The 16,718-nt window shown below is 70.6% G+C and carries 17 protein-coding genes and 1 pseudogene; 6 read left to right on the top strand and 12 right to left on the bottom strand.

Features of this window, described 5'->3' with window-relative positions; translation table 11 throughout:
• Positions 1 to 3: 3 nt before the first annotated feature.
• Genes ACNPQM_RS02380 through ACNPQM_RS02365 form a run of 4 tightly spaced genes read right to left on the bottom strand, consistent with a single transcriptional unit; the run spans position 4 to position 3,162 of the window.
• Positions 4 to 792 carry an SDR family NAD(P)-dependent oxidoreductase gene (locus tag ACNPQM_RS02380; protein ID WP_418082664.1) on the bottom strand — a complete coding sequence of 263 codons (789 nt, stop codon included), beginning with the start codon at positions 790 to 792 and terminating at the stop codon, positions 4 to 6.
• On the bottom strand, positions 789 to 1,211 hold the full coding sequence (locus tag ACNPQM_RS02375) for a VOC family protein (RefSeq protein ID WP_345517608.1): 423 nt from the start codon (positions 1,209 to 1,211) through the stop codon (positions 789 to 791). The genes ACNPQM_RS02380 and ACNPQM_RS02375 overlap by 4 nt, the downstream gene beginning before the upstream one ends.
• Positions 1,212 to 1,216: 5 nt before the next feature.
• On the bottom strand, positions 1,217 to 2,311 hold the full coding sequence (locus ACNPQM_RS02370) for a C45 family autoproteolytic acyltransferase/hydolase (protein ID WP_418082663.1): 1,095 nt from the start codon (positions 2,309 to 2,311) through the stop codon (positions 1,217 to 1,219).
• Entirely contained in the window at positions 2,308 to 3,162 is an 855-nt protein-coding gene (locus ACNPQM_RS02365) for a polysaccharide deacetylase family protein (RefSeq protein ID WP_418082828.1), read from the bottom strand. The genes ACNPQM_RS02370 and ACNPQM_RS02365 overlap by 4 nt, the downstream gene beginning before the upstream one ends.
• A 259-nt stretch (positions 3,163 to 3,421) precedes the next feature.
• On the opposite strand from ACNPQM_RS02365, the gene ACNPQM_RS02360 reads away from it, so the two are divergent.
• The 4 genes from ACNPQM_RS02360 to ACNPQM_RS02345 all read left to right on the top strand — a co-directional run bounded on the left by ACNPQM_RS02360 (position 3,422) and on the right by ACNPQM_RS02345 (position 5,482).
• Positions 3,422 to 3,895: an Lrp/AsnC family transcriptional regulator gene (locus ACNPQM_RS02360; RefSeq protein WP_358858339.1), complete on the top strand. Its 474-nt coding sequence runs from the start codon at positions 3,422 to 3,424 to the stop codon at positions 3,893 to 3,895.
• A gap of 96 nt (positions 3,896 to 3,991) precedes the next feature.
• Entirely contained in the window at positions 3,992 to 4,495 is a 504-nt protein-coding gene (locus ACNPQM_RS02355; protein WP_418082662.1) for a DUF3995 domain-containing protein, read from the top strand.
• A complete protein-coding gene (locus ACNPQM_RS02350; RefSeq protein WP_358858341.1) occupies positions 4,485 to 4,991 on the top strand; it encodes an RNA polymerase sigma factor in 507 nt (168 codons plus the stop codon). Before ACNPQM_RS02355 ends, ACNPQM_RS02350 begins: the two co-directional genes overlap by 11 nt.
• The gene (locus ACNPQM_RS02345; RefSeq protein ID WP_418082661.1) at positions 4,988 to 5,482 is read left to right on the top strand and encodes a hypothetical protein; all 495 of its coding nucleotides are present in this window, start codon (positions 4,988 to 4,990) and stop codon (positions 5,480 to 5,482) included. The genes ACNPQM_RS02350 and ACNPQM_RS02345 overlap by 4 nt, the downstream gene beginning before the upstream one ends.
• A gap of 4 nt (positions 5,483 to 5,486) precedes the next feature.
• Here ACNPQM_RS02345 and ACNPQM_RS02340 read toward each other — a convergent pair whose 3' ends face one another.
• The 6 genes from ACNPQM_RS02340 to ACNPQM_RS02315 all read right to left on the bottom strand — a co-directional run bounded on the left by ACNPQM_RS02340 (position 5,487) and on the right by ACNPQM_RS02315 (position 13,752).
• Positions 5,487 to 7,052, bottom strand: a complete 1,566-nt coding sequence (locus ACNPQM_RS02340) for an APC family permease (protein WP_418082660.1) — start codon at positions 7,050 to 7,052, stop codon at positions 5,487 to 5,489.
• A 246-nt stretch (positions 7,053 to 7,298) separates the two neighbouring features.
• Positions 7,299 to 8,759, bottom strand: coding sequence for an aldehyde dehydrogenase family protein (locus ACNPQM_RS02335; protein ID WP_418082659.1), 1,461 nt, complete (start codon positions 8,757 to 8,759; stop codon positions 7,299 to 7,301).
• The gene (locus tag ACNPQM_RS02330; protein ID WP_418082658.1) at positions 8,756 to 10,495 is read right to left on the bottom strand and encodes an N-acyl-D-amino-acid deacylase family protein; all 1,740 of its coding nucleotides are present in this window, start codon (positions 10,493 to 10,495) and stop codon (positions 8,756 to 8,758) included. The genes ACNPQM_RS02335 and ACNPQM_RS02330 overlap by 4 nt, the downstream gene beginning before the upstream one ends.
• A 276-nt stretch (positions 10,496 to 10,771) precedes the next feature.
• On the bottom strand, positions 10,772 to 11,893 hold the full coding sequence (locus tag ACNPQM_RS02325; RefSeq protein WP_366136148.1) for an LLM class flavin-dependent oxidoreductase: 1,122 nt from the start codon (positions 11,891 to 11,893) through the stop codon (positions 10,772 to 10,774).
• A 114-nt stretch (positions 11,894 to 12,007) separates the two neighbouring features.
• The gene (locus ACNPQM_RS02320) at positions 12,008 to 12,793 is read right to left on the bottom strand and encodes an SDR family NAD(P)-dependent oxidoreductase (RefSeq protein WP_358858347.1); all 786 of its coding nucleotides are present in this window, start codon (positions 12,791 to 12,793) and stop codon (positions 12,008 to 12,010) included.
• An 11-nt stretch (positions 12,794 to 12,804) separates the two neighbouring features.
• On the bottom strand, positions 12,805 to 13,752 hold the full coding sequence (locus ACNPQM_RS02315) for an LLM class F420-dependent oxidoreductase (RefSeq protein WP_418082657.1): 948 nt from the start codon (positions 13,750 to 13,752) through the stop codon (positions 12,805 to 12,807).
• A 282-nt stretch (positions 13,753 to 14,034) separates the two neighbouring features.
• Here ACNPQM_RS02315 and ACNPQM_RS02310 point away from each other — a divergent pair, with 282 nt between their 5' ends.
• On the top strand, positions 14,035 to 14,472 hold the full coding sequence (locus ACNPQM_RS02310; protein ID WP_418082656.1) for a VOC family protein: 438 nt from the start codon (positions 14,035 to 14,037) through the stop codon (positions 14,470 to 14,472).
• Positions 14,473 to 14,597: 125 nt separating this feature from the next.
• Here the strand turns inward: ACNPQM_RS02310 and ACNPQM_RS02305 are convergent, their stop codons facing one another.
• The gene (locus ACNPQM_RS02305; RefSeq protein WP_418082655.1) at positions 14,598 to 15,410 is read right to left on the bottom strand and encodes a M23 family metallopeptidase; all 813 of its coding nucleotides are present in this window, start codon (positions 15,408 to 15,410) and stop codon (positions 14,598 to 14,600) included.
• Between the two features lie 140 nt (positions 15,411 to 15,550).
• Between ACNPQM_RS02305 and ACNPQM_RS02300 the strand changes: the two are divergent.
• Positions 15,551 to 15,847: pseudogene (locus ACNPQM_RS02300) on the top strand (MaoC/PaaZ C-terminal domain-containing protein); the annotation flags it as partial.
• Here ACNPQM_RS02300 and ACNPQM_RS02295 read toward each other — a convergent pair.
• The gene (locus ACNPQM_RS02295; RefSeq protein ID WP_418082827.1) at positions 15,804 to 16,493 is read right to left on the bottom strand and encodes a TetR/AcrR family transcriptional regulator; all 690 of its coding nucleotides are present in this window, start codon (positions 16,491 to 16,493) and stop codon (positions 15,804 to 15,806) included. The pseudogene ACNPQM_RS02300 and the gene ACNPQM_RS02295 sit on opposite strands and share 44 nt — an antisense overlap.
• Between the last annotated feature and the right edge of the window lie 225 nt (positions 16,494 to 16,718).

Below are 16,718 nucleotides of genomic sequence, written 5' to 3'. Positions count from 1 at the left end.
GGCTCAGATGCCGACGAGGAGGGCGCCGCCGTTGACGGGGATGGTCTGGCCGGTGACGAACGCACCGGTGTCGGCGGCCAGGAAGGCGACCGTCTCGGCGATCTCGTAGGGCTGGGCGAGTCGGCCGACGGGGACGGCGGCGACCTCGTCCGCGTAGTTCTCCGGCGGCACCATCCGGGTGGCGACCGCGCCCGGGGTGACCGCGTTGACGGTGATCCGCTCGGCCGCGAACTCCTTGGCGAGGGTCTTCATCAGGCCCAACTGCCCGGCCTTGGAGACCATGTAGCCGTAGGAATGCCCGTCGGGGACCTGGCCCCATTGGGAGGAGACGAACACGACGCGGGCGGCGGCGCTGCGGCGCAGATACGGCAGGGCGGCCCGGGTCAGGTACAGCGGGGCGCGGATGTTGACGGCGAGGAGCCGGTCGAAGTCGGCGTCGTCGGTGTCGGCGAGCCCGGTCATCGAGAACATCAGGCCGGCGTTGTGGACCAGGATGTCCAGCCCCCCGAGCGCCGCGGCAGCGGACTCGATCAGGGCGTCGGCGCCTTCGCGGGAGGTGATGTCGGTGGTGAAGGTGCAGGCCCGGCCGCCCGCCTGCTCGACGGCGGCGGCGGTCCCCGCCAGCTCCGCCGCGTCCAGGTCGGCGAGCGCGACCGTGGCCCCGCGGCCGGCGAGGGTCAGCGCGTGCGCGCGGCCCATGCCCCGTGCCGCACCGGTGATCAGTGCGGTCCGCCCGGTCAGATCGTGTACGGAGCCGGGGGCGCGGACCTCCCCGTGCACGGCGGCGCTCATGCGGCGGCCTCGGGGTGCGGCTCGGTGACGTACAGCATGTTGCCGTCGGGGTCGTAGAACGGCCGGTAGCGGTACCAGACGCCGCTCGGGTGCTTCCAGACGATCTGCTGGTCGGTGACCCACTCGACCTTGCCGTCCAGTTCGGCGACGGCCGCGTCGAGGTCGTCGACCTCGAAGGCGAAGGAGTCGAGGCCGGGCGCGTTCTCGGCGTTGACCTCGGTGCGGCGGGGGGCGTGCTCGCCGGTCTCGGACGTGAAGAGGTAGAGGGTGACGTTGCCCAGGTCGATGGCGGCCCAGCCCTCCTCCGGCTCGTACGGCAGGTGGAACGGAAGCCCGAGGACCCCGTGGTAGAAGTCCGCCAGCCGCGGCACGTCGTGGCTGAGGATGTCCATGTTGTCGATGCGCTTGAGCTGCAACACGCTGATCACTCCTTGTCGTTCGTTGCGTGATGGGTGCACGGGGGCCCGGGGAGCACCCGCAGGGCGCGGGCTCCCGTGTCGAGGAAGACGGTCGCCAGGGTCCGGAACTCGTGTGGGCCGGGCGCCGCGGGATGGACGCACACCCCGCCGGTGTGGTCACGGAGTGCGGCCAGTGCCTCGTCCGCGGTGAGGTCGGCGCCCCTGCCGTGGAGCCGACGGCGCAGCACCTCGTACCGGACGAGCGTGTCCGGGTCGGTGACGGGTTCGGTGTCGCCGTCCGCGCCCGGCCGGGTCAGGAAGTGGTTGGTGTGGATCAGCAGCCCGTCCGGGTCGGGCAGTGCATGCCCGATGCCGCCGGGTCGCAGCTCCGCCGAGATCGCTGTCTTTCCGGCTGCTTGCCCGCCGACCACGGTGAGGGTGGTGGATCCGGTGGCGCCGGCGGTCGCCGCGCTCCCGGCGATCCGCAGAGCGTCGGTGACGGTGTCCGACTCGTCGAGCAGCCGCCGCGCCACGACATGGACGGGAACACCCATCCCTGCGCCGTCATTGCCGTGGTGCAGGATGTTGAACAGGCAGCCCACGCCCCGGTCGTTGATGCCGATCTTGCCGACCACGCCGAACTCGGTGAGGGTGCGGGTGCGGCGGCCGTCCGGGTGCGGGATCTCCCACTCGACCCAGCTGTCCGCGAGGGACTCGTACCAGTCCCAGTTCTGCCCGGCGACCGGTTCCTGACCGGGTCCGCCCAGCGCCACCACGGTCGTGCACTCGCCCCGTCCGGGCCCGCGCCGCCCCGACGCCAGTATCTCCGTGCGGGCGTTGAGTGCGGCCACACGGTCCACCGGCAGTCCGGCGCCCTCGGCGATGCCCCGGATCTCCTGCGCCAGCTCGGGTGCCCAGGCGTGGATGCGGGTCAGGGCCCGCGCACCGGCGACGTCCGGATCCGCGACTCCGGCGCGTGCGAAGAGCGCCAGATACGCGTCGGCCGTCGCCCGCACCCGGTCCCGCCAGTGCGCGCCGAACTCCCGTCCCCGCGCGTGCGGTCCGAGGACCGTCGAGGTGAACCGGTGGTGTCCGTGCGGCCCGGCGCCGACGCCCGTCATGACGCCTCCAGCAGCGGCCGCACATGGGCGGCGACCTCTGCGAGCGGCGCCTGCCAGGTTCCGCCACGACGCCCCATCTCCTCGACCAGCCGCTCCAGTTCGGCGAACCGCTGCGGGCGGCCGATGACCTCCGGATGCATGGTGTACGTGACGTGCCGCCGCTCTGCGTGCGCCGACGCGAACTCCGTCAGCCAGGAGCTGTACAACTCGCCGGGGGCCGCGGTGTTTCCGCCGGTGTCGATGTTCCAGCCGTAGCGGGGCCAGTCGTCCAGGGACCAGTGCACCGGCAGCTCCAGCAGCGAACGCCCCTGCCAGGTCTCCCAGTACGGGCGGTCGTCGCCCATGCAGGAGGAGTCGTACGCGAACCCGTGCTCCACCAGCAGATCGAACGTTTCCGGGGTCAGCTCCCAGGAGGTCGAGCGGTACCCGGCCGGGACCGGGGCTCCCACCCGGTCGAGCGCTTCGAGCCCGCGCTCGATCTCCTCGCGCTGCTCCTTCGCGCCCGCCTTGTCGCTGCGCAGGTGCAGATGCCCGTGGTGGGCGACCTCGTGCCCGCCGTCGAGGATGGCGCGGACGGTGTCGGGGTGGAGTTCGGCGGTGTGCCCGGGCACGAAGAACGTGGCCCGGACGGAGTGGGCGGCGAGCAGCCGCAGAATTCTGGGCACCCCTCTGACCACCCCGTACCGCCCCTCCGAGAGGGTGGTCAGCCGGCGGGCGTACGAGGGGCCCTCGCCGAGCCAGCCGGCCTCGGCATCGACGTCGAAGGTGAGGGACACCGCCGCGTCGGCACCACCGGGCCAGGCGAAATCAACGGGTTCGGAGAGCTCTTTGACCGGCTCTGCCAGATGCATCGTCACGACTCTCTTCCGTACTGCGCAACCACCACGGACAACGACGGGCAACTACGCATTGCGCAGCACTTCAATGGAATAGCTACGCGTTGCCACGTGCGAGTCAGCGTACGATGCGCAATCCACCCCTCACAAGAGGATGAGCGCCACGTAATCCAGAGGAGAATCGGCCGTTTCTACGCATTGCCTGCCGCTGGTCGACCCACAGCTGCGCAATGCGCGGCAGACCGTCGCCGCCGGAATGCCTAGGATCGACACCATGACCGACCTGGACGACCTCGATCACGCGATCATCGCGGCCCTGGAAGAGGACGGCCGCCGCGCCTTCCGCGAAATCGCCCGCTCGCTCAATGTCTCCGAGGGGACCGTGCGGGCCCGCTACCGGCGGCTGGAGGAGACCGGCGTACTCAAGATCGCCGCCTTCGCCGACCCGGGCCACCTGCGCACCGGCCGACTGGCGCTGCTCTTCCTCCGGGTCGCCCCCGCCCACCACGACGCGGTGGTGGCGGCACTCTGCCGTCACCCGGAGATCAGCTACGTCTCCACGATGCTGGGCAGAGCCGACGTCTTCGCCCAGGTTCTCGTCCAGGACGACAACGAGCTGTGGAGGTTCCTGCAGAACCAGGTGCGCCCATTGGAAGGGGTGCTGGACACCGAGGCGGTGCTCGAAGTGGCCGTCCACAAGCTGTGGTTCAACGGCCGGGTGCCGCTGTCACCGACCTCCACGCCATGAATCGCCACGCATCGCACTGACCGGGGAACGAATCCCCGGCCCGGCTCCTCTGTGGGGTGACGCATCCCGTCACCCGTCCTTCGCAGAGGAGCCGTCATGCGCCCGCCCCGCCCCACCGCGCTCGCCGCCGCCATCGCCACGGTCCTGACCACGGACGCCCTGCTGCACCTCTTCTGGTCCACCGGCTCCACCTGGCCCGCGCAGGACGTCACGACGCTCTCGTACGCGGTACTCGGCGCCGACGTGCCGTTCACCCCGCCGGTCCTGCTTCCCCTGGCCACCATGCTGCTGACCGGATCCGCACTGGTCGTGGCCCGCGCCCGGCTCGGCCGCCACCACCGCCTCGGCCGACTTCTGCAGGCGGCGACACTGGCCGTCGGCTGCGGTACGGCGGTCCGCGGACTGGCGTGCGTCGCCTGGGCGTTCGGCGTACGGGCGGGTCTCGACGACGGGGCGGGAGACACGTTCTACTGGCTCAACGCGGCGCTGTACACACCCCTGTGCCTGGCCATGTCCATGGCCGCGTTCCGCCTGGCGGCGACGAATGACCCCACGGAGAACGAGACCGCGACGGAGGAAGCCCCCGCCCGTGTCCGATGACCACGACCGCGCGGTGCTGCTGGTGCGCGCCGCCCAGCGCGGCGACACGATCGCCATGAACGAACTCCTCGACCTCCTCAGCCCGTACGCGGGCCGCATCTGCACGCCCATCGCGCTCGCCGACGGACCGGACGCCGTGCAGGAGACCCTGGTCGCCGTCTTCCGCGGTCTGCGGACGCTGAAGGAACCGGCCGCGCTGTACGGCTGGGTACGCGCGATCGCCTGCCGCGAAGCGGTCCGTGTCGCCCGCCGCACCGCCCGCGCCGTCCCCGCCGACCTCACCTCGCTGCCCGGCCGCGGCGACCCGCAGCTGGCCGCCGACATCGACGACACCCTCGCCCGGCTCTCCCCCGAACACCGCGCGGTCCTCGTCCTGCGCGACATCGAGGGCTTCGACGAACAGTCCGCCGCCGCACTGCTCGGTCTGCGCGTGGGCACCGTGAAGTCACGGCTGCACCGGGCCCGGGACTCCTTCAGGAAGGCATGGTCGTCATGACCGACAACCACCCCGCCCCGGGCCCCGTCCCCTGGCCCACCGCAACCGCCCTCGACCCGGTCCGCCGGCTGCACGCCCTCGCGGCGGGCGTCCGCGGTGCCCGCGTCACCACCCGCGAGATCGCCGCCCCGTACGACACGATCGCCCCGCTCCTCGCGGACCTGGACGGCGAACTGGCCCGCCTGGTCCCGGACATGCGCGGCCTGCGCCTGACCCGTGCGGACGGCGACCACATCGAGGCCGTGGCCGTGGGCCGCCTCGGCCTGCGGGCCCGCTTCGACGGCATCCGCCGCCCCGGCTGGGTATGGCTGCAGAGCCGCTTCCTCCTGATCGGCATGGCGGCCGCTCCGTCCGCCACCGCTCCGGATCACACCCTGGTGGCGTTCACCGGCGGCGTACGCGTCCCGGGCCGCGCCGCTCTGCTGCCCGTGGCCGTGGGGCGTGTGGGGCGTCGGGTGCTGGGACGGCTGGAGGAGCGGGTGGTGGGGTGACCGCTCAGTCCTCGACGACGAGCGACGGGGTCTCCCTCGTCAGCACCTCGCCACGGAAGAACGAGGGGCTCCTGCGCTGCATCGCCACCATCAGCACCACGCCGAGCAGCAGCAACCCCACACCGATCACGAACACCGAACCGACCCCGAAGACCGACGAGCCGGAGCCGTACGCCGGGTTCCACATGTCGTAGAGGGTCTTGCCGAAGACGGCGGTGAGCAGGATGCCGCCGAGGACCGGGAAGAGGCCCTTGAAGACCAGGTCGCGGGCGGAGCGGGTGAGTTCGGCGCGGAAGTACCAGGCGCAGGCGAACGCCGTCAGCGCGTAGTAGAAGCAGATCATGAGGCCGAGCGCGTAGATCGTGTCGACCAGAACGTGCTCGCTGACCAGGGTCATGACCGTGTAGAAGACACCGGTCGCGACGCCCGCCGTGACGGTTGCCTTCCCGGGCGTCTTGAAGCGCGGGTGAACCCGGGCGTACGAGGCGGGCAGGGCCTCGTACGTGGACATGGCCAGCACCGTGCGTGCCACGGGGATGAACGTGGTCTGGAGACTCGCCGCGGCCGAGGCGAGGACGGCGACGAACAGCAGGACGCCGAGGCCAGGACCCATGATCGGGCCGGCCAGTGCGGCGAAGACGTTGTCGGAGGTGTCCGGGTTGGCCAGGCCGAGACCCGTGGTGCCGGAGCCGACGGCCATCTGGGCGGCGACGCCGGTCGCCAGGTAGGAGCCGACCAGGACGACCATCGCGATGAGTGCGGCGCGGCCGGGGGTCTTCTCGCTGCCGGTCGTCTCCTCGTTGGCGGTCAGGCAGGTGTCCCAGCCCCAGAACATGAAGATCGACAGCGACAGGCCGGCGGTGAATGCGGCGAAGGACTGCACCGCGAACGGGTTCAGCCACGACCACGAGAAGTGGACCGACGACGCGAAGTCACCGCTCGCCCCCTTCTGCACCGCCATCGTCACGAACAGGGCGAGGACCACGAGTTGGAGCCCCACCAGTGCGTACTGGATGCCCTTCGTGGCGGTCATCCCCCGGTAGCTGATCGCTGTGGCGACCGCGATCAGGATGAGGCAGGTGAGGATGTGGACGGCCTTGTTGTCGTCCAGGGCGGCGATCGAGTCGCTGCCGGTGATCTCGCCCGCGAGCAGCCAGAAGTACGAGGTCGCCACGCCTGCCAGGTTCGACAGCACGATGATCGTGGCGATGACCAGGCCCCAGCCGCACATCCAGCCGACGCGCGGGCCGAATGCCTTCACCGTCCAGGTGAAGGAGGTGCCGCAGTCCGGCATGACCTTGTTGAGTTCGCGGTAGGCGAAGGCGACCAGCAGCATCGGCAGGAAGCCGGCCAGGAAGACCGCGGGCATCTGGACGCCGACCTCGCCCGCGGTGGAGCCGAGGGTGGACGTGAGGCAGTAGACCGGGGCGACGGTCGAGATGCCGATGACCGCACTGCCCATCAGACCGACGGAGTTGCCGCCCAGGCCCTTGCTGCGAACACCACCGTCGGCCGAGGAGGCTCCCCGGCCCGTGTCTCCGGCCTGCGGCCGCACGTCCAACTGAGTCATAAAGAGGACGGTATGCGCTGCGATATCCACATCCGGAGTGTGAGACTCCGGTGCCTCATCCTTCGATTGACTGGTCAATCATCGCCAAACGGAGATGAATTGAATGTGAACTTCCCAGATCGCCACTCAATTGATGGCCCTGCTCGATTGGATCGCTGTACGAGAACCGCAGCACCGTCCGATTTATGGTGATTCGAAATTTTCCCGCGATTGTCCGATATCCGAACGGCCGCCCCGTCCTGATGCTCAGCCCGGCCAGACGATCGCCTGAAGTTCGCTGTACGCATGCAGCGCGTACGAACCCACGTCACGCCCCACCCCGCTCCTCTTGAACCCGCCGAACGGGGCCTCCATGTTCCGGCCGATCGTGTTCACCCCGACCCCGCCCGCACGCAGCCGGCGCGCCACCCGGAAGGCCCGCGCCACGTCCCCGGACCAGACGTAGTCGATCAGTCCGTAGTCGCTGTCGTTGGCGAGTGCGATGCCTTCCTCCTCGTCGTCGAAGGGGACGACCACGACGACCGGGCCGAAGATCTCCTCCCGGACGACCCGCATGTCGTTGGTGCAGTCGGCGAGCAGCGTCGGTGCGACATAGAAGCCGCGGTCGCGTCCTGCCGGCCGCTCGCCGCCCGTGACGACCCGGGCGCCCTCCTTCCGGCCCAGTTCGACGTACGACTCGATGCGGTCGCGGTGGGCCGCGGAGATGACCGGTCCGACGACCGTCCCCTTCGCCGCCGGGTCGCCGACCGGAAGACGGCCCGCGTACGCGGTGAGCCTCCCGATCAGCGCGTCGTGGACGCCCCGCTGGACGAGGACCCGCGTCGGAGCCGTGCAGATCTGGCCGCTGTAGAAGGAGAACGTCGTACCGATGCCCGCCACCGCCGCGTCCAGGTCGGCGTCGTCGAGGACCACCGCGGCGCCCTTGCCGCCCAGCTCCATCAACTGCCGCTTCATCCCGCGCCCGCACACCTCGGCGATGCGCTGCCCGACGGCCGTGGAGCCGGTGAAGCTGACCATGTCGACGTCCGGGGAGTCGACGGCCGCCTCGCCCGCCGCGGGGCCCGAACCGGTGACGACGTTGACGACGCCCGCCGGTACGCCCGCCTCCGCGAGCGCCTCGGCCATCCGGTAGACGGAGAGCGGGTCCTGCGGTGCGGGCTTCACAACGACCGTGTTGCCCATGGCGAGCGCGGGGGCGACTTTGCCGGCCGGGTTGGCCCACGGGTTGTTGTACGAGGTGATGCAGGTGACGACGCCGACCGGCTGGCGTACGGCGAGTGCGCCGAAGACACCTGCCCTGCCCATCGGTCCGGCCTCGTTGATCTGCGGGGGGACCGCCTCCTCGACCGGCTCCAGGGCGCCCCTCGCGTACCGCCGGAAGCGGGCTGCGCCGACCGCGACCTGCATGGACCGGGCCGTTCCCGTCGTCGCGCCGCTCTCCGCCCGGGCGAGTGCGGTGTGGGCGGCGAAGTCGCGCTGGATCAGATCGGCGGCGCGGTCGAGGATCGCCGCGCGCTCCTCGGGGCGGGTGCGGGACCAGGCGGGGAAGGCTTCGCGGGCCGCGGCGGCCGCCGCGTACACCTGTGCGCGGCTCGCCTCGGGCGCGAGACCGACGACGTCCTCCGTGGCCGGGTTGATCACCTCGTAGTGACCGTCGTCGGGTTCGGTCCACTCGCCGCCGATGAAGAGGCGCTGGGGTGTGGTCACCGGGTGCTCACCGTCCGGGTGTCGCGGCCGGAGCGGAGCACCGTGCCGGGGACCGCGCCGGTCACCTTGTCGTCGCGCAGCGTCTCCACGCCGTTGACGCGGACCGACACGATGCCGATGGCCTTGGAGTCGAGGCGCGGGCTGTCGCCGGGCAGATCGTGCACGAGGGTGGCGGGCCCGGCGTCGATGCGCTCGGGATCGAAGAGGACGAGGTCGGCGTGGAAACCCTCCTGGATCCGGCCGCGGTCGCGCAGCCCGAAGAGCCGGGCGGGGTCGTCGGTGAGCATTTTGACGGCGGCGGGCAGGGAAACGAGTTTCCGGCCGCGCAGGCAGTCCCCGAGGAAACGGGTGGTGTACGGGGCTCCGCACATCCGGTCCAGATGGGCGCCCGCGTCGGAGCCTCCGAGCATGACGTCCTCGTGTTCCCAGGTCCGCTGCCGCAGCGCCCAGGAGTCCGGATCGTTGTCGGTGGGTATGGGCCACAGCACCGTACGGAGTTCGTCGGCGGCGCAGATCTCGACGAGGCAGTGGAAGGGGTCCTGGCCGCGCTCGGCGGCGATGTCGCGGACGACGCGCCCGCTGAGCCCCTCGTTCGCCGCGCTGTATGTGTCGCCGATGACGTACCGGCCGAAGTGAGCGAGACGGCGGAAGACTCCTGCCTCCTTGCTGTCCGCGCGGCGGAGCATCTCGGCGCGGGTGCCGGCGTCGCGGAGTCGTTCGATCCGTTCGGGGACGGGGAGGGAGAGGATCTCGCCCCAGCCGGGGATGAGGTTGAGGGCACAGAAGGTGCCGAGTGACATGTTCATGGGGGTGAGGATCGGCATGGTGAGGGCGACGATCCGGCCGCCCGCGCGGCGGGCCCGTTCGCTGGGAACGAGCTGGCGCGGTACCCGTTCGGGGACGGCCGCGTCGATGGTGAGGACGTTCCAGTTCAGGGGGCGTCCGGCGGTCGCGGTCATGTCGACGAGGAGGTCGATCTCGTCGTCGGAGAACTGGTCGAGGCAGCCCGCGACGATCGCTTCGAGCTGGGTGCCCTCGTGTTGGCCGACGGCACGGGAGAGCGCGAGGAGTTCCTCGGGGAGGGCGTGCCGGGAGGCGACGGGCCTGCCGTCGCCGTCGGAGTGGGTGGCGGACTGGGTGGTGGAGAGCCCCCACGCCCCGGCGTCCATGGCGTCGTGGAAGAGGCGCAGCATCGCGTCGAGCTGGGCGGGGGTGGGCTGCCCGCCGACCGCGTCGGCGCCCATGACGTGCCGTCGCAGGGCGCAGTGACCCACCATGAACCCGGCGTTGACCGCGATGCGTCCTTCGAGGGCGTCGAGGTACTCACGGAAGCTGGACCAGGACCAGTCGACGCCTTCCTCCAGCGCCTTGAGGGCCATGCCCTCGACCTTGGACATCATGCGGCGCGTGTAGTCGGCGTCCTCGGGCCGGTCGGGGTGCAGCGGGGCGAGGGTGAAGCCGCAGTTGCCGCCGGCGACGGTGGTGACGCCGTGGTTCATGGACGGGGTGGCGTACGGGTCCCAGAAGAGCTGGGCGTCGTAGTGGGTGTGAGGATCGACAAAGCCCGGGGCGAGCACGAGTCCGGTGGCGTCCTCCGAGGTCACGGCCTCCTCGGCGAGGGTGCCGGGCTCGGCGATGACGGCGACGCGGCCGTCGCGGATGCCGAGGTCGGCGGTGTACGGGGGAGCGCCGGTGCCGTCCACGACGGTCGCTCCGCGGATGAGGTGGTCGAGCATGGCGGGTTCCCTTCTGCGGTGGGTGTGCAGCCGGGGTGCGTACGACCGCGGTACGCACCCCGGCTCGCGGAGCGACGGTCCGGGAAGACGCCGCTCGTGTGGGGGCGGGGGTGATCCTGCGGGGCTGCCCCCACCCGCCAGCCGGGGAGGAGGCCCGGCTCCGGCAAGGGCCGGGTGGGCGAACGGGCCCGCGCCGGGCGCCCCCGCCTAGGGCGTGTTTCGACAGTGGTGTCGTCCGCCCGTAGGGCGTGCCGGGCGGGACTTTCGAAACACGCCCTAGGCCGCCTCGCGGAACCGCGTCGTGCGGTGCACGGGATCCGTATCGATCTTCGGAATCACGTGCTCACCGATCAGCCGGATCGAGTTCATCGTGTCCTCGGGACTGATTCCGATCGGCAGCCCGAAGCTCAGCTGATCCGCCCCGGCCTGCTCCCACCGCCTGCACTGTCGCAGCACCTCGTCCGGATCCCCGCAGATCATCAGCTCCTCGGCGATCAGCAGCTCGATGATCTCCTCGCTGTACTCGGGCAGCAGCTCCGGCCACTCCGGAATGCCCTCGGGCCGCGGGAACGTGTCGTGGTAGCGGAACAGCAGCGACTGAAGGTAGTTCAGCCCGCCGCCGACCGCGATCTCGACCGCCTTGGCGTGCGTCTCGGCACAGATGGCCGTGGACGTCACCATGACGTTGTCGTTGACGAAGCCGCCGACCGGCTCCGCGTCCTTGACGGCCGTCTTGTACGACTCGACGACCCACTCCATGTCGGAGACCTTCTGCACGCTGAAGCCCAGCACGCCGAGGCCCTTCCGGCCCGCCATGGCATACGAGGACGGCGACCCCGCCGCGTACCACATCGCCGGGTGGGACGTCCCGTACGGCTTCGGCAGGATCTTGCGGGGCGGCAGCGACCAGTGCTTGCCCTGGAAGCCGACGTACTCGTCCTGGAGCCACATCTTGGGAAACTCGGCGATGGTCTCTTCCCAGAGTTCCTTGGTGTGGTTCATGTCGGTGATGCCCGGCATGAACCCGAGGATCTCGTGGCTGCCGGCCCCGCGCCCCGAGCCGAACTCGAAGCGTCCTTCCGACAGATGGTCGAGCATGGCGACCTTCTCAGCCACCTTCACGGGGTGGTTGACGGGGGCGAGGGGGTTGAAGATGCCGGATCCGAGGTGGATCCGTTCCGTGGCGTGCGCGAGGTATCCCAGGTACACGTCGTTGGCCGAGAGATGCGAGTACTCCTCCAGGAAGTGGTGCTCGGAGGCCCAGGCGTACTTGAAACCGGACCGGTCCGCCTGGATGACGTACTCGGTCTCCTCGATCAGCGCCTTGTGCTCCGCCTCGGGGTCTACCTCGGCGCGCGCGGCGGGCACGTACCCCTGTACAAACAGCCCGAATTCCAAGGGGGTTCACCGTCCTCAATCATTTCTGACACACCGTCAGATCGTGATGCGACCGACTGTTCCACCGGCCACCCGGCCCGTCAATACCTGATGCACCGTCAGCCCATGGTGCCCTCAGAACAGACTGACCCCGGCCAGCCAGCCTCCGTCGATGACGAACGGCTGCCCGGTGATGTACGAGGAGTCCTCCGAGGTCAGGAAGAGCGCCAGGGCCGCAACCTCCTCCGGCTGTCCGATCCGCCCCAGCGGCACGAGCTTCCGGTAGAGCTCCGCCACCGCCGCCCGGGACCCCTCCGGGTCCGCGGCCGGATCGAGCGCGGCCGGGTTCGTCATCGCCGTGTCCACGGCCCCCGGGCACACCGCGTTGACCCGTATCCCCTTGCCCGCGAGCTCCACCGCCGCGACCCTGGTCAGCCCGAGCACGGCATGCTTGGTCGCGGCGTACGCGCCGACGAAGGCCATGCCGGTGAGCCCGGTGTACGAGGCGGTGTTGACGATCGTCCCGCCGCCCGCGGCCTCGATCTCCGGCGCGACGTTCTTGATCCCCAGGAAGGCGCCCACCTGATTGACCTGCACCACCTGCTGGAACTCCTCCAGAGGGGTGGTCACCAGCTCGTTGAACCGGAGAATCCCCGCGTTGTTCACCAGCCCGTCGATCTTCCCGAAGGCGCCCTTGGCGGCGGCGACCGCGCCCTGCCACTCTTCCTCCCGGCTCACATCGAGATGCACGAACCGGGCGGCCCCCTCCCCCAGCTCCTTCGCCAGCGCCTCCCCCAGGTCGTCGAGCACATCGGCGATCACCACCCGGGCGCCCTCCGCGACGAAGAGCCGCGCCTCCTGCTCGCCCTGCCCGCGCGCGGCGCCACTGATGAGGACGACGCGCCCATCCAGCTTGCCCATGTCCGTACTCCTCACTGCTGGTCGAGGTAGGGAGCGACATCGGCGGCGAACGCCGCCATCTGATCGGTCAGTTCGCTGCGGCTCCGGCTGCGGAACCGCACCTGGATCTGGTGCACCCCCATCGCCCCGTACGCGCGCAGGGACTCGGCGAGCGCCTCGGGCTTCCCGCTGAGCGTGCGCCGCCCCACGGCCCAGCCCGGCTCCCCCACGTACAGCGGCTCGGTGATGGCACCGACGACCAGTGGTGCCTCGATGCGGGCCTCCTCCCGCAACGCCCGCACCCTGGCGATCTGCCGCGGCAGCCGGTCCCTGGGATCCCCCTGCGGCAGCCACCCGTCGCCCCGCAGCGCGGCCCGGCGCACCGCGGCGGGCGAGGAGCCGCCCACCCAGACCGGAACCCGCTCCTGCGCGGGCCGCGGCCGCTGCCCGAGTCCGGTGAACGAGAACCGTTCCCCGGCGAACTCCGGGTATTCCTCCGGCCCGAGCGCCGCCCTCAGTGCGTCGATGGTCTCGTCGAGCACGGCGCCGCGCCCGTCGAAGTCCGCCCCGAGCGCCTCGAACTCCTCCCGCACATGCCCGGCCCCGACCCCGAGGATCAGCCGGCCGCCGGACAGATGGTCGAGCGTGGCGTACTGCTTGGCGGTGGCGAGCGGATGACGCAGTCCGACGACGGCGACATGACTCATCAGCAGGACGTGCTCGGTGATCCCGGCGAGAAAGCCCAGGGTGGCCACCGGGTCGTACCAGACGGTGCCCATGACATCGGCGAGCCGCCGCGGAATCGCGACATGGTCGCAGCTCGCCAGATAGGCGAAGCCGGTGCGGTCGGCGGTGCGGGCGATCTCGGCGAGATCGCCGGGCCCGGCCGAGGCCTCCCATGCTTCCGTGTAGATGGTGCTCTGCGACTGGACCGGGAGCTGCATCCCGTACGACAGCCGCCCGGTGGGCAGTATCGGCACCGGGTCGCCTCCCTTCCTCCACTTCCGCCCCGACCGGATCCAGATCTGACGCTTCGTCATTTTCGAGGCGGCTGCCATCGTCATACCTGACGATGCATCAGACAAGAGAGGGGGAGAAGAACGGCGGATCCGTCACCCCGACCGGCCGCCGGACCGCCGTGGAGCACGGTTGAACCCGGGACTGACCTCCATCCTCAAGGACCTCGGCTGAGGCCGGCGGTCCGTGAGTGTCAGAGGTGCGCGGTACGGTTCCCACCACTCGCCCCGGACCGAGGAGGAGCCATGTCGACCAGGTGGACCGTGACGCTCGACTGCGCGCAGCCGAGCCGGCTCGCGGAGTTCTGGGCGCTCGCCCTCGGCTACGTGCCGACACCTCCGCCCGCCGGTTTCGGCAGCTGGGAGGAGTGGTTCGCCCACCACGGCGTCCCGGAGGAGGAGTGGGACGACGGCGCGTACCTCTGCGACCCGGACGGCGTGGGGCCGACGCTGTCCTTCCTCAAGGTGCCGGAGCGGAAGGTGGCGAAGAACCGGGTTCATCTGGACGTACAGGCCGGCGGCGGCAGGGACACGCCGTGGGAGGAGCGGTGGCCGCGCGTCGTCGAGGCGGTCGAGCGCCTTACCTCAGCGGGTGCGACGGTGGTGCGTGAGCACGACATGGACGGCAGGCCCGATCACGTGGAGATGGCCGACCCGGAAGGCAACGAGTTCTGCGTGCTCTGACTCCGGCTCCGTCACTCCGTGTGTGATCCACCGGACTCCGCGCGCTGACCCGATCCGCGCACACGCTCGCCGGGATGGTCCCGCCCGCCCCCTCCCGGGGACGGACGTGACCATCCATCGGGCCGTCAGCAGTTCGGAATGACCGTGCCGTTGTTGTCGCGCGCCTCGTCGTTGCCCCAGCGCGAGAGGTAGTACGCGGAGACGTACGCGCCGCGACCGTTCTTGCCCGCGTAGACCGTGTCCAGGTCGGTCTTCAGCCACCAGTGGTTGTAGGCGCTGCCCGAGCCGACCTGGGCGCCCCACACCTTGCAGTAGACGTAGTTCGTGCCCGCGTTCAGTACGCCCTGTGCGTCAGCGGTGTCGGCTGCGGCGTAACCCGTCGCATTGGCGAACGTGTCCACCCAGTATTTCCCGCCACCACAACCGTTGTCGCTGGTCAGGTACTTGCTGTTGTACGAGCCGGGGTACGGGGCCAGCGACCGGCCGTTGATCGCGATGGTCTGGCCGACACCGTTGTACAGCTGCTCGTAGTGGATGTGGGCGCCGGAGCTGTTGCCGGTCGTGCCCGTCACGCCTATCTGCTGGCCCTGGTTGACCGAGGCGCCGTCGGCGACGGAGTAGGAGGCGAGGTGGAAGTAGTAGGTCTGCCAGCCGCCGCCGTGGTCGATCACGATGTAGTTGCCCGCGCCGCTGGGCTGGGAGTAGCGGTGTGCGGTCCCGCCAGAAGAGGCGAGGACCGGGGTCCCGGCGGTGGCCCCGCCGTCCGTGCGCACGAAGTCGAGTGCCGATCTGACCTCCGCCGAATGGTGGCTGTAGGTCCAGGTCTGCCCGCAGGGGAACGGTGCCTTGAAGTTCGGCGCCGCTGCGGCGGGAGTTGCGGTGAGCAGTCCTGCGAGCAGAGCCACAAGGGCCAGCAGGGCGATACGTAGGGATCGCATACGTCCTCCGAGTCGAAATCCGGGCGTGGAGTGCGGTGCGGAGCATCAATCCGGGTCGAACGGGCTCAAGAGTGCCGGAGTTTCAGCCGTCCCCATAGACCCACCGGGCCCCCGGCAGACGGGACTTTCGGAACACGCCCTACGGGGCGGCGTCCGGTGACCGGAGCCCCGTCCATCCGTACCCGCTGACCGCCCGGCTGTTGGGCTTCCCGAGGGCCGTCGCGCACGGCAGGCGGACGGCCGCCTGCTGCCTGGCCGAAGCCGGCGATCCGGGCCGGATCCTTTCCGTACGCGCCGGCTTCAAGGCACCGGTCCTGCTCCCGGCGACGGTGACGTACGCGGCGCAGGGCTCAGGCACCGCCTTCCGGCTCCGCAGCGGCAGCCGGGTCCACCTCAGGGAGTCGACGACGCGGGACAGCCGGGGACCGGATTCGTGACCGTCCGCCGCTGCCTCTGACCGGCGGACTTGTCCGGCGGCAGCCACGGGCGGCCGTGCATGAGGTTCTCCAGCCCCGCCCAGGCAAAGTTCATCAGCGTGGCCGCGGCCTCCTTCGCCGAGACCCCCGGGGTGTCGTTCGCCCAGCCGGCGAGCGACTCGGCGGCACCCACGAGGGCCTGCGCCAGACCCGCCACGTCGCGGTCCGGGAGTGCCGGGTCATGGTGGGCCTCACGGGCCGCGGCACCGATCAGACCCGTCACGAACGCGACGATCTCGTCGCGCATCACCATCACCTCGGTGGCGAACGGTTCCCCGTGCGCACGCGGCTGCCGGTGCAGCACCGCCCAGCCGTCCGGGTTCTCCGCGGTGTGCGTGAAGAACGCCCGCAGCCCGGCCCACAGTTGCCGATCCGCCGGAAGCCCCGGCTCCACCCCTGACCGCACCGCTGCGACCAATGCTTTCGCCTCGCGCTGGATACAGGCGGTGAAGAGCTCCTCCTTGGAATTCAGATACAGATAGACCAGCGGCTTGGACACCCCGGCCAGCTCCGCGATCTCGTCCATCGAAGCGGCCCGGTATCCGCACCGCCCGAACGTCTGTACCGCGGCGTCCATCATCTGCTGCTCGCGCACGGCACGCGGCATCCGCTTGCCCTTCACAGCATCCACGTCCGGCTTCCTCCCGCCCCCACCGTCCTACTTCTCGGTAAGAGTACGGCGCGGGCCCCTGGCCCGTCGTACGGAGAGGATTTCCGCGGCCGCCGAGTGGCCGGTTATGGCCCCGACGAAATTCGGGTCTTCCGGAGCAGGGAACCACCTACGGCCGGACAGCGGTTCCCCGTGCGCGTGATGCTCCCGCACGGCCGGATC

Source organism: Streptomyces sp. NPDC056231, from assembly GCF_048270745.1.
GTDB lineage: Bacteria > Actinomycetota > Actinomycetes > Streptomycetales > Streptomycetaceae > Streptomyces.
The sequence above is the reverse complement of the archived record's forward strand: the minus strand, read 5'-3'. Positions and strand labels throughout refer to the sequence as shown.

Excerpts from the sequence above, each read along its gene's own strand:
- ACNPQM_RS02360 (WP_358858339.1), top strand. The coding sequence starts at position 3,422 with ATGACCGACCTGGACGACCTCGATCACGCGATCATCGCGGCCCTGGAA.
- ACNPQM_RS02380 (WP_418082664.1), bottom strand. The coding sequence starts at position 792 with ATGAGCGCCGCCGTGCACGGGGAGGTCCGCGCCCCCGGCTCCGTACAC.
- ACNPQM_RS02305 (WP_418082655.1), bottom strand. The coding sequence starts at position 15,410 with ATGCGATCCCTACGTATCGCCCTGCTGGCCCTTGTGGCTCTGCTCGCA.
- ACNPQM_RS02365 (WP_418082828.1), bottom strand. The coding sequence starts at position 3,162 with ATGCATCTGGCAGAGCCGGTCAAAGAGCTCTCCGAACCCGTTGATTTC.
- ACNPQM_RS02295 (WP_418082827.1), bottom strand. The coding sequence starts at position 16,493 with ATGCCGCGTGCCGTGCGCGAGCAGCAGATGATGGACGCCGCGGTACAG.
- ACNPQM_RS02340 (WP_418082660.1), bottom strand. The coding sequence starts at position 7,052 with ATGACTCAGTTGGACGTGCGGCCGCAGGCCGGAGACACGGGCCGGGGA.
- ACNPQM_RS02345 (WP_418082661.1), top strand. The coding sequence starts at position 4,988 with ATGACCGACAACCACCCCGCCCCGGGCCCCGTCCCCTGGCCCACCGCA.
- ACNPQM_RS02370 (WP_418082663.1), bottom strand. The coding sequence starts at position 2,311 with ATGACGGGCGTCGGCGCCGGGCCGCACGGACACCACCGGTTCACCTCG.
- ACNPQM_RS02310 (WP_418082656.1), top strand. The coding sequence starts at position 14,035 with ATGTCGACCAGGTGGACCGTGACGCTCGACTGCGCGCAGCCGAGCCGG.
- ACNPQM_RS02320 (WP_358858347.1), bottom strand. The coding sequence starts at position 12,793 with ATGGGCAAGCTGGATGGGCGCGTCGTCCTCATCAGTGGCGCCGCGCGC.
- ACNPQM_RS02330 (WP_418082658.1), bottom strand. The coding sequence starts at position 10,495 with ATGCTCGACCACCTCATCCGCGGAGCGACCGTCGTGGACGGCACCGGC.
- ACNPQM_RS02355 (WP_418082662.1), top strand. The coding sequence starts at position 3,992 with ATGCGCCCGCCCCGCCCCACCGCGCTCGCCGCCGCCATCGCCACGGTC.